The organism is Pseudomonas sp. FW305-E2, assembly GCF_058782925.1.
In genome coordinates this window covers 23445-39090 of the sequence record NZ_JBYSYE010000009.1, presented here as the reverse complement: position 1 = coordinate 39090, position 15646 = coordinate 23445, and the positions used below count along the sequence as shown (strand labels likewise).

Annotated in this window: 16 protein-coding genes; 6 read left to right on the top strand and 10 right to left on the bottom strand. The window is 62.4% G+C overall.

The window, feature by feature from the left end; translation table 11 throughout:
- Nucleotides 1-2: 2 nt before the first annotated feature.
- From AC3WLP_RS10535 to AC3WLP_RS10520, 4 genes are all read right to left on the bottom strand, one after another.
- Entirely contained in the window at nt 3-752 is a 750-nt protein-coding gene (locus AC3WLP_RS10535; RefSeq protein ID WP_088513447.1) for a hypothetical protein, read from the bottom strand.
- Nucleotides 753-806: 54 nt separating this feature from the next.
- Nucleotides 807-2525: a DUF5666 domain-containing protein gene (locus AC3WLP_RS10530; RefSeq protein WP_088513448.1), complete on the bottom strand. Its 1719-nt coding sequence runs from the start codon at nt 2523-2525 to the stop codon at nt 807-809.
- Nucleotides 2522-3367, bottom strand: coding sequence for a DUF6502 family protein (locus tag AC3WLP_RS10525; RefSeq protein WP_012051463.1), 846 nt, complete (start codon nt 3365-3367; stop codon nt 2522-2524). Before AC3WLP_RS10525 ends, AC3WLP_RS10530 begins: the two co-directional genes overlap by 4 nt.
- A gap of 201 nt (nt 3368-3568) precedes the next feature.
- Nucleotides 3569-4069 (bottom strand): hypothetical protein, encoded by a 501-nt coding sequence (locus AC3WLP_RS10520; RefSeq protein ID WP_256596080.1) that lies wholly within the window; start codon nt 4067-4069, stop codon nt 3569-3571.
- A 197-nt stretch (nt 4070-4266) separates the two neighbouring features.
- Between AC3WLP_RS10520 and AC3WLP_RS10515 the strand changes: the two genes are divergently transcribed.
- From AC3WLP_RS10515 to tsaA, 4 genes are all read left to right on the top strand, one after another.
- The gene (locus tag AC3WLP_RS10515; RefSeq protein ID WP_014755577.1) at nt 4267-4722 is read left to right on the top strand and encodes a GNAT family N-acetyltransferase; all 456 of its coding nucleotides are present in this window, start codon (nt 4267-4269) and stop codon (nt 4720-4722) included.
- A gap of 119 nt (nt 4723-4841) precedes the next feature.
- Nucleotides 4842-5552: an rRNA pseudouridine synthase gene (locus AC3WLP_RS10510; RefSeq protein WP_010952344.1), complete on the top strand. Its 711-nt coding sequence runs from the start codon at nt 4842-4844 to the stop codon at nt 5550-5552.
- 49 nt (nt 5553-5601) lie between these two features.
- On the top strand, nt 5602-6063 hold the full coding sequence (locus AC3WLP_RS10505) for a YehS family protein (protein ID WP_003254807.1): 462 nt from the start codon (nt 5602-5604) through the stop codon (nt 6061-6063).
- Nucleotides 6064-6069: 6 nt separating this feature from the next.
- The gene (tsaA, locus tag AC3WLP_RS10500; protein WP_004576837.1) at nt 6070-6762 is read left to right on the top strand and encodes a tRNA (N6-threonylcarbamoyladenosine(37)-N6)-methyltransferase TrmO; all 693 of its coding nucleotides are present in this window, start codon (nt 6070-6072) and stop codon (nt 6760-6762) included.
- An 81-nt stretch (nt 6763-6843) separates the two neighbouring features.
- Here tsaA and AC3WLP_RS10495 read toward each other — a convergent pair whose 3' ends face one another.
- From AC3WLP_RS10495 to AC3WLP_RS10480, 4 genes are all read right to left on the bottom strand, one after another.
- Nucleotides 6844-8166: a dicarboxylate/amino acid:cation symporter gene (locus AC3WLP_RS10495; protein WP_014861189.1), complete on the bottom strand. Its 1323-nt coding sequence runs from the start codon at nt 8164-8166 to the stop codon at nt 6844-6846.
- 349 nt (nt 8167-8515) lie between these two features.
- Nucleotides 8516-9862, bottom strand: a complete 1347-nt coding sequence (locus tag AC3WLP_RS10490; RefSeq protein WP_088513450.1) for an ATP-binding protein — start codon at nt 9860-9862, stop codon at nt 8516-8518.
- The gene (locus AC3WLP_RS10485; RefSeq protein ID WP_004576835.1) at nt 9859-10536 is read right to left on the bottom strand and encodes a response regulator; all 678 of its coding nucleotides are present in this window, start codon (nt 10534-10536) and stop codon (nt 9859-9861) included. Before AC3WLP_RS10485 ends, AC3WLP_RS10490 begins: the two co-directional genes overlap by 4 nt.
- 194 nt (nt 10537-10730) lie before the next feature.
- The gene (locus tag AC3WLP_RS10480; RefSeq protein ID WP_003254814.1) at nt 10731-11336 is read right to left on the bottom strand and encodes an outer membrane beta-barrel protein; all 606 of its coding nucleotides are present in this window, start codon (nt 11334-11336) and stop codon (nt 10731-10733) included.
- 129 nt (nt 11337-11465) lie between these two features.
- Here AC3WLP_RS10480 and AC3WLP_RS10475 point away from each other — a divergent pair, with 129 nt between their 5' ends.
- On the top strand, nt 11466-12257 hold the full coding sequence (locus AC3WLP_RS10475; protein ID WP_012051458.1) for a dienelactone hydrolase family protein: 792 nt from the start codon (nt 11466-11468) through the stop codon (nt 12255-12257).
- 247 nt (nt 12258-12504) lie between these two features.
- The gene (locus tag AC3WLP_RS10470) at nt 12505-13206 is read left to right on the top strand and encodes a 4'-phosphopantetheinyl transferase family protein (RefSeq protein WP_012051457.1); all 702 of its coding nucleotides are present in this window, start codon (nt 12505-12507) and stop codon (nt 13204-13206) included.
- A 3-nt stretch (nt 13207-13209) separates the two neighbouring features.
- Here the strand turns inward: AC3WLP_RS10470 and AC3WLP_RS10465 are convergent, their stop codons facing one another.
- Both AC3WLP_RS10465 and AC3WLP_RS10460 read right to left on the bottom strand, forming a co-directional pair.
- Complete coding sequence (locus AC3WLP_RS10465) at nt 13210-14817, bottom strand: ATP-binding protein (RefSeq protein ID WP_088513451.1); 1608 nt, start codon at nt 14815-14817, stop codon at nt 13210-13212.
- Nucleotides 14814-15512: a response regulator gene (locus tag AC3WLP_RS10460; protein ID WP_004576832.1), complete on the bottom strand. Its 699-nt coding sequence runs from the start codon at nt 15510-15512 to the stop codon at nt 14814-14816. Before AC3WLP_RS10460 ends, AC3WLP_RS10465 begins: the two co-directional genes overlap by 4 nt.
- Between the last annotated feature and the right edge of the window lie 134 nt (nt 15513-15646).

The following is a 15646-nucleotide window of genomic DNA, read 5'->3' as shown; positions in this document are numbered from 1 at the left end:
TGTCAGAACGTGTGAAACAGCATCAGGCCGCCCTCGGCATCCGGGCTGGCATCCGAGAAGCCTTTGACTGCATAGAGTTGGACTTTCCACTGCTGGTTGAGCTTGTGGGTGAGGAACAGGGTAAGCTCCTTGATCTGCGCCCCGGTCGAGACCACTTTCTGCCGCCAATCGTAGGAGGCGCCGGCCGAAGTACCGACCGCCACCGGCAGGGCAAAGCCGAGACTGGCAAATACCGGGTCATCGAAGTCGCTATCGGGCGGGTCACCGAACTTCTTCCAACCCAGCGTCGCGAAACCGGTGACCGGGCCAAAGCCCTTGGCTATGTCGACCTGGGTGGTGTAGTCGTACTGGCCGATGCCCAGGCACTGGTCTTCATCAGCGGTAGGGAATTTGACCTTGCCGATCAGGTCCAGCATCAGGCCGCCGTCACGACCATCGAGCAGTGCATAGGCGGCGCTGGCAACCGTGTCACCCAACCCGCTTTCCACGTCTCGGCAACCACCGGGCAAGGGGTCACCATTGGGGCCGACTTCGGGGTTGGTGATACGCAACCAAGGCACGGTAACCTTGTAGGTCATGGGGCCGCTCTCATACTTGCCGACCACCGGCACATACCAGATTTCCGAAGTGGTGCCGGTACCATAGTCGCCACTTGAATAATCCATGCCAATGGCGGCACTGAAGGTATCGGCCAGCGCCGACACGCAGGTGCACGAGAGCAAACAGGCGAACAGAGGGAGCGTGGGTCTCATTTGCAACTCAGTACTCTTTCGGGAAGCATGACCAGACTTACCCAGCCTAGTTGGCTAACGCCCGGATCGCTCTGGATGCTCGACTTTTTCCACCGTCTCTGCCTTTTCCGGCCTCTCCACCTTTTCAACTTTCTCTGGTAACTCCACCTTTTCGACTCTCTCGACCTTTTCGACCTTTTCGACCCGTTCAGGCTTTTCGACTTTTTCGACTTTTTCGACTTTTTCGACTTTCTCGACTTTCTCGACTTTCTCGACTTTCTCGACTTTCTCGACTTTCTCGACTTTCTCGACTTTTTCGACTTTCTCGGGCTTCTCGACCTTGTCTACTTTTTCGACCTTCTCGGGCTTCTCGACCTTGTCTACTTTTTCGACCTTTCCGGTGTTTTCGACTTCGACCTTCTCAACCCGATCGGAGCTTCCACTGTTGCTGCGCGTCGATTGCTCCAATGCGTCGAGGTGTACCGACTTTCCCGACTTGTCACCGCTGCCATGGTCACTGGAGCCGTCAACGGCACTGCGCCCACTGTGATCATCGCTGTTTTCATCGCGATCGCTGGCCCCATCGCTTGCGCCATGACCGCTGCTGGAGCCGCCGGAGCTGCTTCCGTCATGCTCACCTCCGTGCCCCGACTGGCTTCTGTCAGGATTGTCGACACGGTCGTCCTGGAATTCCACGCGGGTTGCCCGCAGCTCGTGAGTTCCATTGAGCACCCCGCTCACCCGCACACGTTGATCAAGCGCCAACGCCGCTGGCTGCCGGCCGACAATTACGGTGCCCTGCCCCAATGTCACATTGAGACCTGCAACCACCAACTGCCGAGCTTGTGTGCGCTGTACCAGCCCTTCAACCACCGCCTGCTGGACACGGCCAGCAAAAGGCAGGCTCGGGTCTGGACGGGTTTGCGCCACTTCAAGCTGGCGCCCGGTCCACTGGCCGCGCACCAGCACCTCACGTGCAGGCGCCACACGGGTACCCAACTTCAACCCTTGAAGGCTGCCAGTGCGATCAACCGCGCCGATGGCGCTGGCCTCCCTCAACCCCGGTGCCCGTTCGATACGGGTCGCCACGACTTCTCCCCGGGCATCGCGCAGGCCGCTGACCCTCACGGGCTCACCCGGGCGCAACCCTTCAGCTACCCGCGCGCCAGCGGCCAGCCGCACGGGTTGCCCCATGACCCGCAGTGGGGCCGAGGCATTGGGCAGCGCCGTCAACGGCCCTTCGAAGACGTTGAGGATCGAAATGCGCCCCGCTTGCAGGCCGCGCTGGGTGGCGAATGCCTCCACCGCCACCACCTGCCCGATCGCCAGGTGACCACTGCTGGCGGGCGCACCGTTTTCACTCACCGGTACGTCCTTGCCATAGTGCACTTCCATGCCATTGACGCAGATCGAGGCGAAGCCGGTGATGGTACCGACGATGCCTGTACCCCCAGTACCACCCGGGCGCAGGATCGGCGTACCGGTACCACCTCCCCCCCCGTGGCGCTGATCAAAGTAGGTGCCGTCCACACCCTCCGCCACCGCGCCTGTGCCGCCTGTACCACCCGGGCGTTGCTGGACTGGGGCACCGGTGCCACCGACGCCGCCATTTTCATTGCGCACACCGGTGCCGCCTATGCCACCGGGGAACTGCTGGCCTGCGGCACCGGCCATACCCATCTCGTCACGACTGACACACACCGGCGCTGCGGCCACCTCGGCCGGGGCCATCAGGTTCCACCCGAAAACCAGGGCAAACATGACAGCACTGAGGTAGCGCACAGGAAGTGTCATGGGCCGGGTATCTTCGACGGATCGGAATCGGTAGCTTCAGTGTAGAAATAAAGCCCGACAGTGATGCGCTGACGTTGTTCGATACCGGGCTCATCAGCATTCTCTAAATCTGCTGCAAGCCGGCTGAAGGCAAGTAGTGTCTGCATGCCATCCTTGGCTACCACATCTCGCAAATGCTCGACGCTGGCCGGGCTCAAGGCATCGTAGTGCACGCTACGCTCAAAAAATGGCGGGCCTTCGCCGCTGAGGTTGTGCACCGCCGCACAGGCATGGTCATGCAGGTTGTGGCCGAAGTACGCAGCCTTTTCATCAAAACCCTTCTGTGGCACGAATGCATGGGCTTCCAAGTGCACGCAATCCTGCTCATCGAGCCGCACGACGCCCAGGCGCAACCATTCGTCCAACACCACCCGGCCGCGGATATCGGTGCTGACCTTGGCGACCAGGGCGTCGAATGAGCAATCGCCACCCACACTGGCTAGCCGCGCAAGCGCCCTCGCCTGGCCGGGTGCCGAGCAGAATGGTGGGGTGTTGGTCCATACATTGACCAACTGTGCACCTAGCGTGATGTTATCCGGCAGGGCCGCAATTGCAGTGTCACCCTCATTACGCAGCCGCCGGACATCTTTACGATGTACGCCGGTAAGCAGGCTGATGCGGCTATCGGTTGGCGCGGTGTCGTTCAGGCGAAACTCGCGATGGGCCACATCGACGAACACCTCCTTGAGCAGGTCGGTGAACATCGTGTAGGTAACCCCTTTGCGCAGCATCAGGCGCACCAGCGGGCGCATCACACGCCGCAGCGCACTCAGCATCGACGGGGGTAAGACAGGCGATTGCATCGAGGGCATTCCTTGACAGAGGCACCCAGTATAAGACGCGGGAATTAATCCCACGCAAACCGCAATCATATCCCGGCATGGACGAGGAAAAAGCTGTCAGCGCTCATTGGAAATGACGTGATAAAGGCAAGACAGGCCAGAACCTGCTCATACAAAACCCGTCCGCTGGGTTTTGTATGGGCCACTTCGGGTCAGCGCCAATCAGCTTCTGCTGTTGTCATCCCCGGCCTCGCCGCCGGCATGAACACCGTGGTCATCACCCGGTTCGCCACCCACATGGTTGCCGTGATCGTCACCAGGTTCACCACCAACATGATTGCCGTGATCATCGCCAGGCTCACCGCCGACATGATTACCATGATCATCCCCGGGTTCCCCACCCGCGTGATTGCCATGATCGTCACCCGCTTCAGCATGGTTGCTGCTGCGCCCAGCGTTTGAATTACCGTCGTGGCCACTGCCGCTGTTGCCGGCATGGCCACCACCGTCACCGCCGCTGCCGTGGCCACCACTTCCGCTTCCGCCACCATGGCCACCGCCGCCACCACTTCCACCACCACCGTGGCCACCGCCACCGCCATCTTTAGCGTAGGCACTGGAGCCATGAGAAATCGAGTCAGGGATCAAGGCAATGGACATCGACAACACGCCAGCTACAGCAGCCGCGAGTAAAGCCTTCTTGAACAGCAGGTGGATTTGCATAGTCCGTCTCCAGGTCTTCGCCACGAGAACGCCAAATCAGTCAGTAATCTTGCTTCAGATTGAACTTATATTTACGTGGGATTTTTTCCCACGCTTAATTAATAGACCGTCACCCCTCAGGTCTCAAGCGCTAAGCGAACAAGCCGACCGGTGGTTGGCCTGCTATGTTTTCCCTATCGCCCCAGAGGAACACCGGCATGGCTGCGCTACTGACGCTGCAAACCCCGCGCTTGTGCGACTACAGCGAGCTGGTACAGGTGTGGGAGGATTCAGTACGCGCCACCCACGACTTTCTGCCAGAGGGTTATATCCTGCTACTGCGCGAACATGTGCTGCGCCGCTACCTCGACGCAGTGATGCTGATCTGCTGCAAGGACCGCCAGCGCATCTGTGGTTTCGCCGGTGTCGCCAACGGGCGGGTGGACATGCTGTTCGTCGCACCTGGCTACCGTGGCCAAGGGGTAGGCAAGCGCCTGCTGCGCTATGCCATCAGTGAGCTGAATGCCGAGTACCTTGACGTCAACGAACAGAACCCGAAAGCGCTGGGCTTCTACCTGCATGAAGGTTTCGAGGTCATCGGCCGTTCGGAAACCGACGGCCTGGGCCAGCCCTATCCTCTGCTGCACATGAGGCTAATGCGCACAGTGCCTTGAGGCGGCGCCTGAATGTGCCGCGCTGTGTGTCCAAAATGGCGCATCTGACACAGATTCCCATCATCTACCGCTTGCAGGCAGGTACAATGGAGGTCTTTCCCTGCCTTGCGAATTGCCCCATGTCCGAACCCGTCCGCCTGTCCAAACGCCTCATCGAGCAGCTCGGCTGCTCCCGCCGCGAGGCCGAGCAGTACATTGAAGGAGGCTGGGTAACGGTCGATGGCGTGGTGGTCGAGCAGCCGCAGTTCAAGGTTGAGCAGCAGCGCGTCGAACTGCTGCCGGGCGCCCGTGCCGAAACCCTGGAGCCGGTGACCCTGCTGCTGAACCAGCCAGCCGGCATGGACAGTGAAGACGCCCGCGCCAGCATGAACATGGGCAGCCTTAGCGAGGCCCACCGCGAAGGCGTGCGCGCCCTGCACGGGCATTTTGCCCGGCAGGCCTGCGTGGCACCGCTGGAGCGGGGCGCCAGCGGCCTGCAGGTGTTTACCCAGGACTGGCGGGTATCCCGCAAGATCGAGGCCGACCTGCGTCGCCTGGAGCAAGAGTTCATCATTGAAGTGCGCGGCGAAACCACCCCTCAGGCGCTGGAACGCCTGGCGCGTGGGGCCATGCGCAATGACCGCGAGTTGCCCAAGGCCAAGGCCAGCTGGCAGAACGAGACACACCTGCGCATGGTGTTGAAAAACCCACAACCAGGGCAGATTTCCGAGCTATGCGCCTACCTGCGCCTGGAGCTTTTAGGCATGCGACGCATTCGCCTGGGTGGTGTGTCGATGGGCAAGCTGCCCTTGGGCCAATGGCGCTACCTGGCTACCTCCGAACGTTTCTAAGCAATACGCCGCGCTGGAACGCGCGGCACCTGAACAGGATTCTGCTGCAATGAACCACAACGACGTCCTGCGCAGCCTGCGCTACATGCTCAAGGTGAACGACGCCAAGATGGCCGAAATCATCGGGCTCTCTGGCCTCGAAGTGCATCCTCTGGTGCTGGCCACCTACCTGAAAAAAGAAGAAGAGGAAGGCTTCGTGCGCTGCCCGGAACGGGTGATGGCGCACTTCCTTGACGGCCTGGTGATCTACCGCCGAGGCAAAGACGATAGCCGCCCGCAGCAGCCGATCGAGCTGCCGGTAACCAACAACCTGATCCTCAAGAAGCTGCGTGTGGCCTTTGAGCTCAAGGAAGACGACCTGCACGCGATTCTCAAGTCGGTCAACTTCCCGGTCAGCAAACCTGAGCTCAGCGCGCTGTTCCGCAAGGCTGGCCACGACAACTACCGCCCGTGTGGCGACCAGTTGATGCGCAACTTCCTCAAGGGCCTGACCCTGCGCGTGCGCGGCTGAGTGGACATGCAGCATACGGTTGTCCCGGTCGGCATCGTCCACTCCTGTTTCAAGGAAAAGTTCGCCATTCCGCGCCAGCCGCAGCTGGCGCCTGCCGCCCGTGGCGTGCTCGAACTGTTGCCGCCGTTCGATCAAGGTGACGCGGTCGAAGGCCTGGAGCAGGTCAGCCATGTCTGGCTGCTGTTCCTGTTCCACCAGGCCCTGGAAGAAAAGCCGCGCCTGAAAGTGCGGCCTCCGCGTCTTGGCGGCAACAAGAGCATGGGGGTGTTCGCCACCCGCGCCACCCACCGGCCCAACGGCATCGGCCAGTCGGTGGTACGCCTGGAGGGCGTGGAGCCCGGGCGCCTGCTGCTGTCCGGGATCGACCTGCTCGACGGCACGCCGGTGCTGGACATCAAGCCTTATGTGCCCTATGCCGACAGCGTCGCTGGCGCCAGCAACCAGATGGCCAATGCAGCGCCTGTGGCAATTGCCGTGCAGTGGGCGGACAACGCCCTGATCCAGGCCCGCGAGCATGCGCTGCGTTTGAATGAGCCGCTGGTGCAACTGATCGAGCAATGCCTGGCGCAGGACCCACGGCCGGCCTACCAGATACCACCGTCCGAGCGGGTGTACGGGGTGAAGTTCTGGGATGTGCAAGTAAGGTGGCATTACCCACAGCCGGACGTCATCCGGGTGATGGAGGTGGTACTGGGCTGAGGGCCACCGCATCGCCCTGTGTGGGAGCGCGCAGACACGAAAAAGGCGACCTTGGGTCGCCTTTCTCATTTCAACCCGCTATCAACGAGCCGGGCCTTCAGCCACGCCCAGGTCGTCCGTCGGGCGGGTATCGATCAGCGGCGCACCACCGGAGGCCAGTTCCGAAGCCAGCTTGTCGTTGTCCATTTCCTTGACCCACTTGGCCACTACCACGGTGGCAACGGCGTTGCCCACCAGGTTGGTCAGGGCGCGGGCTTCGGACATGAAGCGGTCGATGCCAAGGATCAGCGCCAGGCCAGCAACCGGCAGGTGACCAACAGCCGACAGGGTCGCGGCCAGCACGATGAAGCCCGAACCGGTAACGCCGGCAGCACCCTTGGAAGCCACCAGCAGCACCAGCAGCAGGGTGATCTGGTGAGTGATGTCCATGGTGGTGTCAGTGGCCTGAGCGATGAACACCGCAGCCATGGTCAGGTAGATCGAGGTGCCGTCCAGGTTGAACGAGTAGCCAGTCGGGATAACCAGGCCCACTACCGACTTCTTGGCACCCAGGCGCTCCATCTTGGCCAGCATGCGTGGCAGGGCCGACTCCGAGGACGAAGTACCCAGCACGATCAGCAGTTCTTCACGGATGTAGCGGATCAGCTTGATCACGCTGAAGCCGTGGGCACGGCAGATACCGCCCAGCACCACCAGCACGAACAGCAGGCAGGTGATGTAGAAGCAGGCCATCAGGTAGCCCAGCTGCACCAGCGAGCCAACACCGTACTGGCCAATGGTAAAGGCCATGGCGCCGAAAGCGCCGATCGGGGCCAGCTTCATGATCATGTTGATGATGTTGAACATGACGTGGGCGAAGCGGTCGATCATGTCCAGTACCGGCTTGCCGTAGCTGCCCAGGCGGTGCAGGGCGAAGCCGAACAGCACCGAGAACATCAGCACTTGCAGGATATCGCCGTTGGCGAAGGCGCCGACGACCGTATTGGGGATGACGTTAAGCAGGAAGCCGACGGTAGTCTGCTGCGCGCCGGCGGCGGCGTAGGCAGCCACGCTGCTGGCGTTCAGGGTGCTGACGTCGATGTGCATGCCAGCGCCTGGCTTGACCACGTTGACGACGACGAGGCCGATGATCAGGGCGATGGTGGAGACGATTTCGAAGTACAGCAACGCGTAGCCGCCGGTTTTGCCGACCGACTTCATGCTCTGCATGCCGGCAATGCCGCTGACCACGGTACAGAAGATGATCGGGGCGATGACCATCTTGATCAGTTTGACGAAGCCGTCACCCAGGGGTTTGAGGGCAACGCCCGTTTCCGGATAGTAGTGGCCGAGCAGGATGCCGATGGTGATGGCGACCAACACCTGGACATACAGGGATTTGTACAGCGGCTGACGTGTCGTCATGGCTAATTTTCCTCAAGTGTGCCGGTTCACCCTTCCCAGGGTGATGGGGGCACCTGAATCGCTAACCCTCCTGCACTTGGAGGGATTTGTCGTTGTGTTCGAGCTGCCTGGGCAGGCCTCTGCGAGGATCAGTAGCAAGGGTGGTGCCAAAATGCCCATGAAGGGTGCAAAGCCCGTATTTGCTAGGAATAAATGCCCAACGACAGGGCGATATTCCCGGGACGGATTGGCGGATTTCCGCCCGATGGCGGAATTTGTACAAGGAGGAATGGCGGAAAACCGCCCTTTGTGGATTGCCTGTGCCCCCATTCGCAGATTGACCTGCGAATGGGCCGGAACAGGCTAGGGATCAATCCAGGTTGAAGGTGATCCTGAACGCAGCGCCCCCCAGCGGCGAATCGCCAAGGCTCAGCTCGGCGTCATAGCTGTCGACGATATCCTTGACCACGGCCAAGCCTATGCCCTGCCCCGGGTGCTGGCTGTCCAGCCGCTCCCCACGCTCCAGAATGCGTTCACGCTGGTCGGCGGGCACGCCCGGCCCGTCGTCCTCGATGCACAAGGTCAGATACCCCGGCGCCTTCACCAGGCTCACCCGCACTTGGCCCAGGCTCAGCCGGTAGGCGTTCTCCAGCAGGTTGCCGAGCATTTCCAGCAACGCGCCCTGCTCCATCGGCACCTGCGCCGCGTCCGGCAACTCCAGCACCACGTTCACACGTTTTTCCCGGTAAACCTTGGCCAAGGTGCTGCACAGGCTGTCGAGCAACGGCCGCAGCAATACGCTGTGGCGGACCAGGCCACTCTTGCGCAGGCTGGCGCGTTGCAGCTGGTAGTCGATCTGCTGGCTCATGCGCTCGATCTGGCTTTGCAGCACCCGCGCCTGCTCGCGCTCGCCGCTGCGCTGCTGCAAGCTTTCACCCACACCCTGCAACACCGCCAGCGGCGTCTTCAGGCTGTGGGCCAGGTCGTCCAGCGAATCACGGTAGCGCGTGCGCTGCTCACGCTCACTGCGCAACAGACGGTTGAGCGAGCGGGTCAGGCGCAGCAACTCGCGTGGGTGCTCACCGCTCAGACCGTCACGTGCACCTGATTCCACTTCATCCAGTTCGTGGCTGAGGCGTCGCAACGAGCGCAGCCCCCAGGTCAGGCCTGCCCACAACAACACCATGAGCGCCAGCAATGCAGCGCCGAACCCCAGGTAGAGCTTTTCGCGCAGGCCATTGAGGGTGGCCTTGTATTCGCTCACGGGCTGCAGAGCGACAATGCTGTAGGCGGCACTCTGCCCACCCAACAGCTTGATCTCGACGTCGTACACGAAGAACTCTTCGCCATCGGACTGGTGAATGCGGTCGAACTCGTTGCCGCGCCCGTCATAGCGCGGCTGGTAGTTGATGTGCCGGTCGGCGGTGGCACGCGACTGCCAGACCAGTTTGCCGTCGCGGTCAAAGATATAGCCGAGCAGGCCTGTGTAGGGCAGGTTGTAACGCTCGTCCGGCAGCAGTGTCGGCATCTGCAGCTGGCCATGCTCGATACGCGCAGCGGAAATCAGCGTGGTCACATCCGAGGCCAGACGCTGCTCGATCGACTCCTGCAGAGCCAGGCTGAAGGCCTTCTGCAAGGCCGGCAGCAGCGCCAGCATGAACAGCAGCGCCAACACTGCGGCGGCCAGCATCAGGCGCACCCGCAGCGAGCGGATCATCGGCAGCGCTCGGTGAACAGGTAGCCCAGGCCGCGCACCGTGTCGATGGGTTTGAAGCCGCGCTCGCCTTCAAGCTTGCGGCGCAGGCGGCCAACCAGCACTTCGATGACATTGGGGTCGCGCTCTTCGTCACCTGGGTACAACTGTTCCATCAGGCGATCCTTGGCCACCACCTGCTGGTGATGGCGCATGAGGTATTCGAGGATGCGGTATTCGTAGGCAGTCAGGGCCAAGGCGTGTTCGTCGAGGGTGGCCTGCTTGCGGTTGAGGTCAAGTACCAAGGGGCCAGCGGTGATGGTCGACTGGATGAAACCACTGGAGCGGCGTAACAGGGCATTGAGCCGTGCTTCAAGCTCCTCGAACTGGAACGGCTTGACCAGATAGTCGTCGGCACCGGCGGCCAGGCCCTCGACCTTGTCTTGCCAGTTGCCACGGGCTGTGAGGATGAGAATGGGGAAGGTCTTGTCCTGGCTGCGCAGCCGCGTGATCAGCTCCAGGCCGCTGATACCGGGCAGGCCCAGATCGATGATGGCAAGGTCGAAATGGTACTGCTCGGCCTGGTACAGCGCCTCTTCGGCATCAGCGACCGCCTCGACCACATGGCCGCTTTCGCCCAGGCGGGTGTAGAGGTGATGGCGAAGCAGGGCTTCGTCCTCGACCACCAGCAGTTTCATGTGCAGCTCCTTATGTGTATTGCCTGTACCGGCCTATTCGCGGGCATGCCTGCTCCCACAGCAATCGCACAGTCTCTGAAACGTGTGCAGCACCTGCACAAGCCAAAGGTACTGCACAGTTTCAGCGGTTTGTGCAGTACCTGTGGGAGCGGGCGTGCCCGCGAAGGCCGGTACAGGATAACGCGGCTCGTTCGTCAGAACTTGTAACTTGCTGCCAGGTAGGTCTGCGCGCTGCTGGTCAGGCGCAGGGTGCCATCCTTCGGCCCGCCATGCGCGCCCACCTCGGTCGCGGCATTGGTGCGCAGGTAACGGTAGCCCAGTTCGACCGAGGCCTTGTCGGTGATGTCCTGGATCACACCGGCCTGCAAACCGTAGGCATAACCGTAGTCAGTGTCCCGGCTGGCGCCAGGCGAGTCCTGGGTCAGCTTGGTCACACCCAGGCTGCCACCACCGAACAGCTTGGTGGTATCGCCCACCGGCAGGAACAAGTCGTAGCTGCCAAGCAGGTTTTCCTGGCGCAACTTCAGGCCACTGTGGTCGCCAGAGACATTGTCATAGGTCATGTAGTAGCGGCCCTGGTCGTTGATCTTGCCCAGACGCACACCCCAGGTATCGTCCTTGCCGATGATACCGTCGGCATTGAGCTGATCGGTGTTGCGTTGCAGCAGGCCGGACTTGCGAACTTTGTCGCTGGTCTGGCCGTAGGTGAGGCTGGCGAAGTTGTCGTCCGCGGCCTGAGCGGTGGTAATGCCAGCGGCACAGACGGCCATGGCGGCAAGCAGGGTATTGAAGGTTTTCATGGCTGGGTACTCCAGTTGGGTGCGCTGTTTCGGTCTGGAAGCTAGAGTAATCAGGGCACCCTGAACCGCGACTGAACCCTGGCTGAACCCCGGCTGAACGAATCGATAGCAAAACAAGGAGTTGTGAACATGCGAGCCCTGCTGGCCCTGACCCTGATGTGCAGCGCCGCCCTCGCCCAAGCGGCGGTAGTGACCCGTGAAATTCCTTATCAGGACGACGATGGCAACCGCCTCGTCGGCTACTACGCCTACGATGACGCGCTGGACGGCAAACGCCCAGGCATCGTTGTGGTGCATGAATGGTGGGGCCTGAACGACTATGCCAAGCGTCGTGCGAGAGATCTTGCCGCCCTGGGCTACAAGGCACTGGCCATCGACATGTACGGCGATGGCAAGCACACCGAGCATCCGCAGGATGCCCAGGCATTCATGGCCGCAGCGATGAAGGACCCGGCCGCAGCAGCAGCACGCTTCGACGCGGGCCTGGAGTTGTTGAAAAAGCAGCCGAATGTGAACAAGCATCAACTGGGCGCTGTCGGCTACTGTTTTGGCGGCAAGGTGGTGCTCGATGCCGCACGCCGGGGAGAAAAGCTCGATGGCGTGGTGAGCTTCCATGGCGCACTGGCCACCCAGACCCCGGCAAAACCTGGCGTGGTGCGGGCCGATATCCTGGTCGAGCATGGTGCAGCGGACAGCATGATCACCCCACAGCAGGTGGAGGCGTTCAAGGCCGAAATGGATGCGGCCAAGGTCAACTACCAGTTCGTCAGTATTGAAGGGGCCAAGCACGGGTTCACCAACCCCGATGCCGATCGGCTCAGCCACGGTGAACATGGGGGGCCGGACATTGGCTATAACAAGGCAGCGGACGAGCGTTCCTGGGCGGATATGCAGGCGTTCTTCAAGAAGGTGTTCAAATAAAAGATTGTGCAATCGTTGTGGGAGCAACTGTCTTGCTCAATTTCTAAAAGCTGGCGCGATCCCTGTGGGAGCGGGCTTGCCCGCGAACACGGGCGAAGCCCGTGCCATCCACCGCGGTGTATGCTTCGCGGGTAAACCCGCTCCCGCACGGATCACGCTGTGATCTGCGCCATGTTTTCATGGCTGCGGTAAGTCATCCTGCCACGCCACCTCCCTCAGCGCCTGCACAGCTGGCACAATAACCGCCATGAACACACTTCCTGCCTGTTGCGCCCCGCTCCAGCACCACTGGCCCCTGCCCCGCCCATTGCCCGGCGCGGTGCTGGTCAGTTGCGCCTTCGACCCTGCCCACTTGGCCGCCGACGACTTCCAGCGCGCTGGCGTACTGCCCAGCGCCAGCCTGCTGCGCTCGGTGCCCAAGCGCCAGGCCGAGTACCTGGCCGGCCGCGTATGTGCCCGCGCCGCGCTCCAGCACCTGGACGGCCGCGACTACGTGCCCGGCACCCACGAAGACCGCTCGCCCATCTGGCCCGCCGGTATTCATGGCTCGATCACACACGGCAAGGGCTGGGCCGCCGCGGTGGTCGCCGGCGAAAACAGCTGCCAAGGTCTGGGCCTGGATCAGGAAGCCTTGCTGGATGACGCGCGCGCCGAGCGGCTGATGGGCGAAATCCTTACCCCGGCAGAGCTGGAGCGCCTGGACCGCCGCCAGCTTGGGCTTACGGTCACCCTGACGTTCTCGCTGAAGGAAAGCTTGTTCAAGACCCTGTACCCACTGACTCGCCAACGCTTCTACTTCGAACACGCAGAAGTGCTCGACTGGTCCGCAGAAGGGCTGGCGCGCTTGCGCCTGCTCACCGACCTGTCACCGCAGTGGCAGCAAGGCGCAGAGCTGCAAGGCCAGTTCTGCCTGCAGGACGGCCACCTGCTGAGCCTGGTCAGCGTCTGACCTTCACAGCGGTGCCTGCTGCCTTGGCCAGTTCAGGCTGAAGCAGGCACCGCCCAACGCGTCGCTGCGGCCCACCGTGGCCCGGCCCGCGTGCCAGTAGATGATCCGCCGTACGATCGACAGGCCCAGGCCATGCCCGCCCGAGGCACGGGTGCGGCTGTCATCGAGGCGGGTGAAGGGCGTGAAAATGCGGTCCCAGAAGCCCTCGGGGATCCCCGGGCCGTCATCCTCCACATCGATGCGGCAACGTTGCTGGCCCAGCTGATAGCTCAGGCGCACTTCGCTCTCGGCATGGCGCATGGCATTGCCGACAAGGTTCTGCAGGGCCCGGTGCAAGTAGCGCGGCTCGGCCTCGACCCAGGCGCCTTCGGCATCCGCGCCCTGACAGTCGCCGCGCACCACCCGCACCTCGGCACGCAAAGGTGCCAGCTCTTCGATCACCCGATCGAGCAAGGCATCCAGATCGACCTGCTGGAACTTCAAGGCCGGTGCGCCCTGCTCCAGGCGGGCGTAGGTCAGCATCTCGTCGACCAGCTTGTCGAGGTCCTGGATATCCCCGTCCATGCCCGCCAGGTGCTTTGCCCGCACCTGTTCAGTCGTGGCGCTTTCGATCATCTCCAGGCCAAAACGCAGGCGCGCCACCGGCGTGCGAAGCTCGTGGGACACCGCTCGCACCAGCTCACGCTGCATGGTCAGCGAGCGCTGCAGGTGCTCGGCCATGCCATTGAAGGCAGCCGCCAGGCGCCCTACCGAGTCGGCGTCGCCGGCCGGCACGCGGGTATCCAGGCTGCCCTGGGCGATGCGCGTGGCAGCAATCTCCAGGCCGGACACACGACGTTCCAGCTGACGCACCAGCAGGTAGACCACCAGGCCAATCAGGCACAGACCCAGGAAGGCAATCAGGATCAGCAACTGCGGCGGGTAAGGGTTGAGCTGGTACAGCGGGCCGATTTCCAGTACCCATGGCGAGCCCGTCAGCCCGGCGAACACCCGGATCGAGTCACCATCCTTGCCCAGCGCCATCACCGTGTCGCCCTCCTCCACGCGGCGCCGCTGGTCATCGTCCAGGCTGACCCGCTCGATACGTTGCAAGGCAACGCCAAAGCCGAAGCCCTTTTCGTGCTTGATCTGTGCCAGGCGCTGCTGCTGTTCGGTTACCGGGTAGCGCACCAGTTCGTCGGCCAATAGATAGAGGGTGGCCCGCGCCAACTGCTCGCTGATCTGTTTGATCTGCGCGACCAGCATCAGGTCTTCCTGGCCCACCTTGCGTAGCACTTGCGCCGCATGCGGGCCAATTTTCTCGACCACCACCAGGCCACGGTACAGGCGCGCCCGCTGGCCACCGTCAAGGCTGCGTGCGCTCATCGGTTGCAGCGCCAACGGCACGCCAAGCAGGCGTTCCCAGATCAGCAGCGAACGCTTGCGTTGGGTTTCATTCTGCATTGCCAGGTTGTCGGCCATCAGGCTGAAGGTGCCCTGGGCCAGGCCCTCGCGATGCTGGGCAGCGCGCACTTCGTTGACCAGGTGCAGGCTGAGCACGCCAAGCAGGGCCACCAGCACCAGCACGGCCAGCATGCCGCCGTAGATGCGCAGGAAGATCGAATTGTTCATGGTGCCTCGCCCACGAACAGGTAGCCTTTGCTGCGCAGGGTCTTGATCAACCGCGGCTGAAGCGGGTCGTCGCCGATCTTGGGGCGGATTTTCGAGATGCGGATATCGATAGAGCGGTCCTGGCCGTCGTAGCCCACGCCACGCAGTGCGGTGAAGATCTGTTCACGGGTCAGCACCCGGCCAGCGTTGCTGGCCAACAGCCAGAGCAGATCGAATTCGGCGCCGGTCAGTTCGATCAACTGCTCGCCCAGGTGCGCCTCGCGCAGGCGGTTGTCGATACGCAGCGCACCGAAGGCCAGGTCCTGGCGCTTGCTGTCCACGGTTTCGCTGCGGCGCAGCAGGGCCTGGATACGCGCCAGCAGCAAGCGTGGGCGCACGGGTTTGCAGACGTAGTCGTCGGCCCCCAGGTCCAGGCCCTGAACCTGGTCGAGTTCATCGCTGCGCGCGGTGAGCATGAGGATCGGCCCCTGGTACTGGCTGCGCACCCGGCGGCAGATGCTCAGGCCGTCCTCGCCGGGGAGCATCAGGTCGAGGATCACCAGGTCGGGCTGGCTGTCGATGATGCGCCTCGCTGCACGGGCGCCATCGGCCTCCACCGCGACCTCGAAACCATTGGCCTGCAGGTATTCGGCGGTGAGTTCGGCGAGGCGCTGATCGTCTTCGACGATGAGGATGCGGGGTATGGGGTGGTCCATGGCTTTGGCCTTGTTGTTCTTGGGATCGTGTCAGGGCAGCTGAGAGTATGAATGTAGATGGGGGGCCCTGCGAGACCGAGCGCCCCGCGGGCGGTGCTCGATCTCCCAGGCACCCCAGATCTTCAGACACGCCC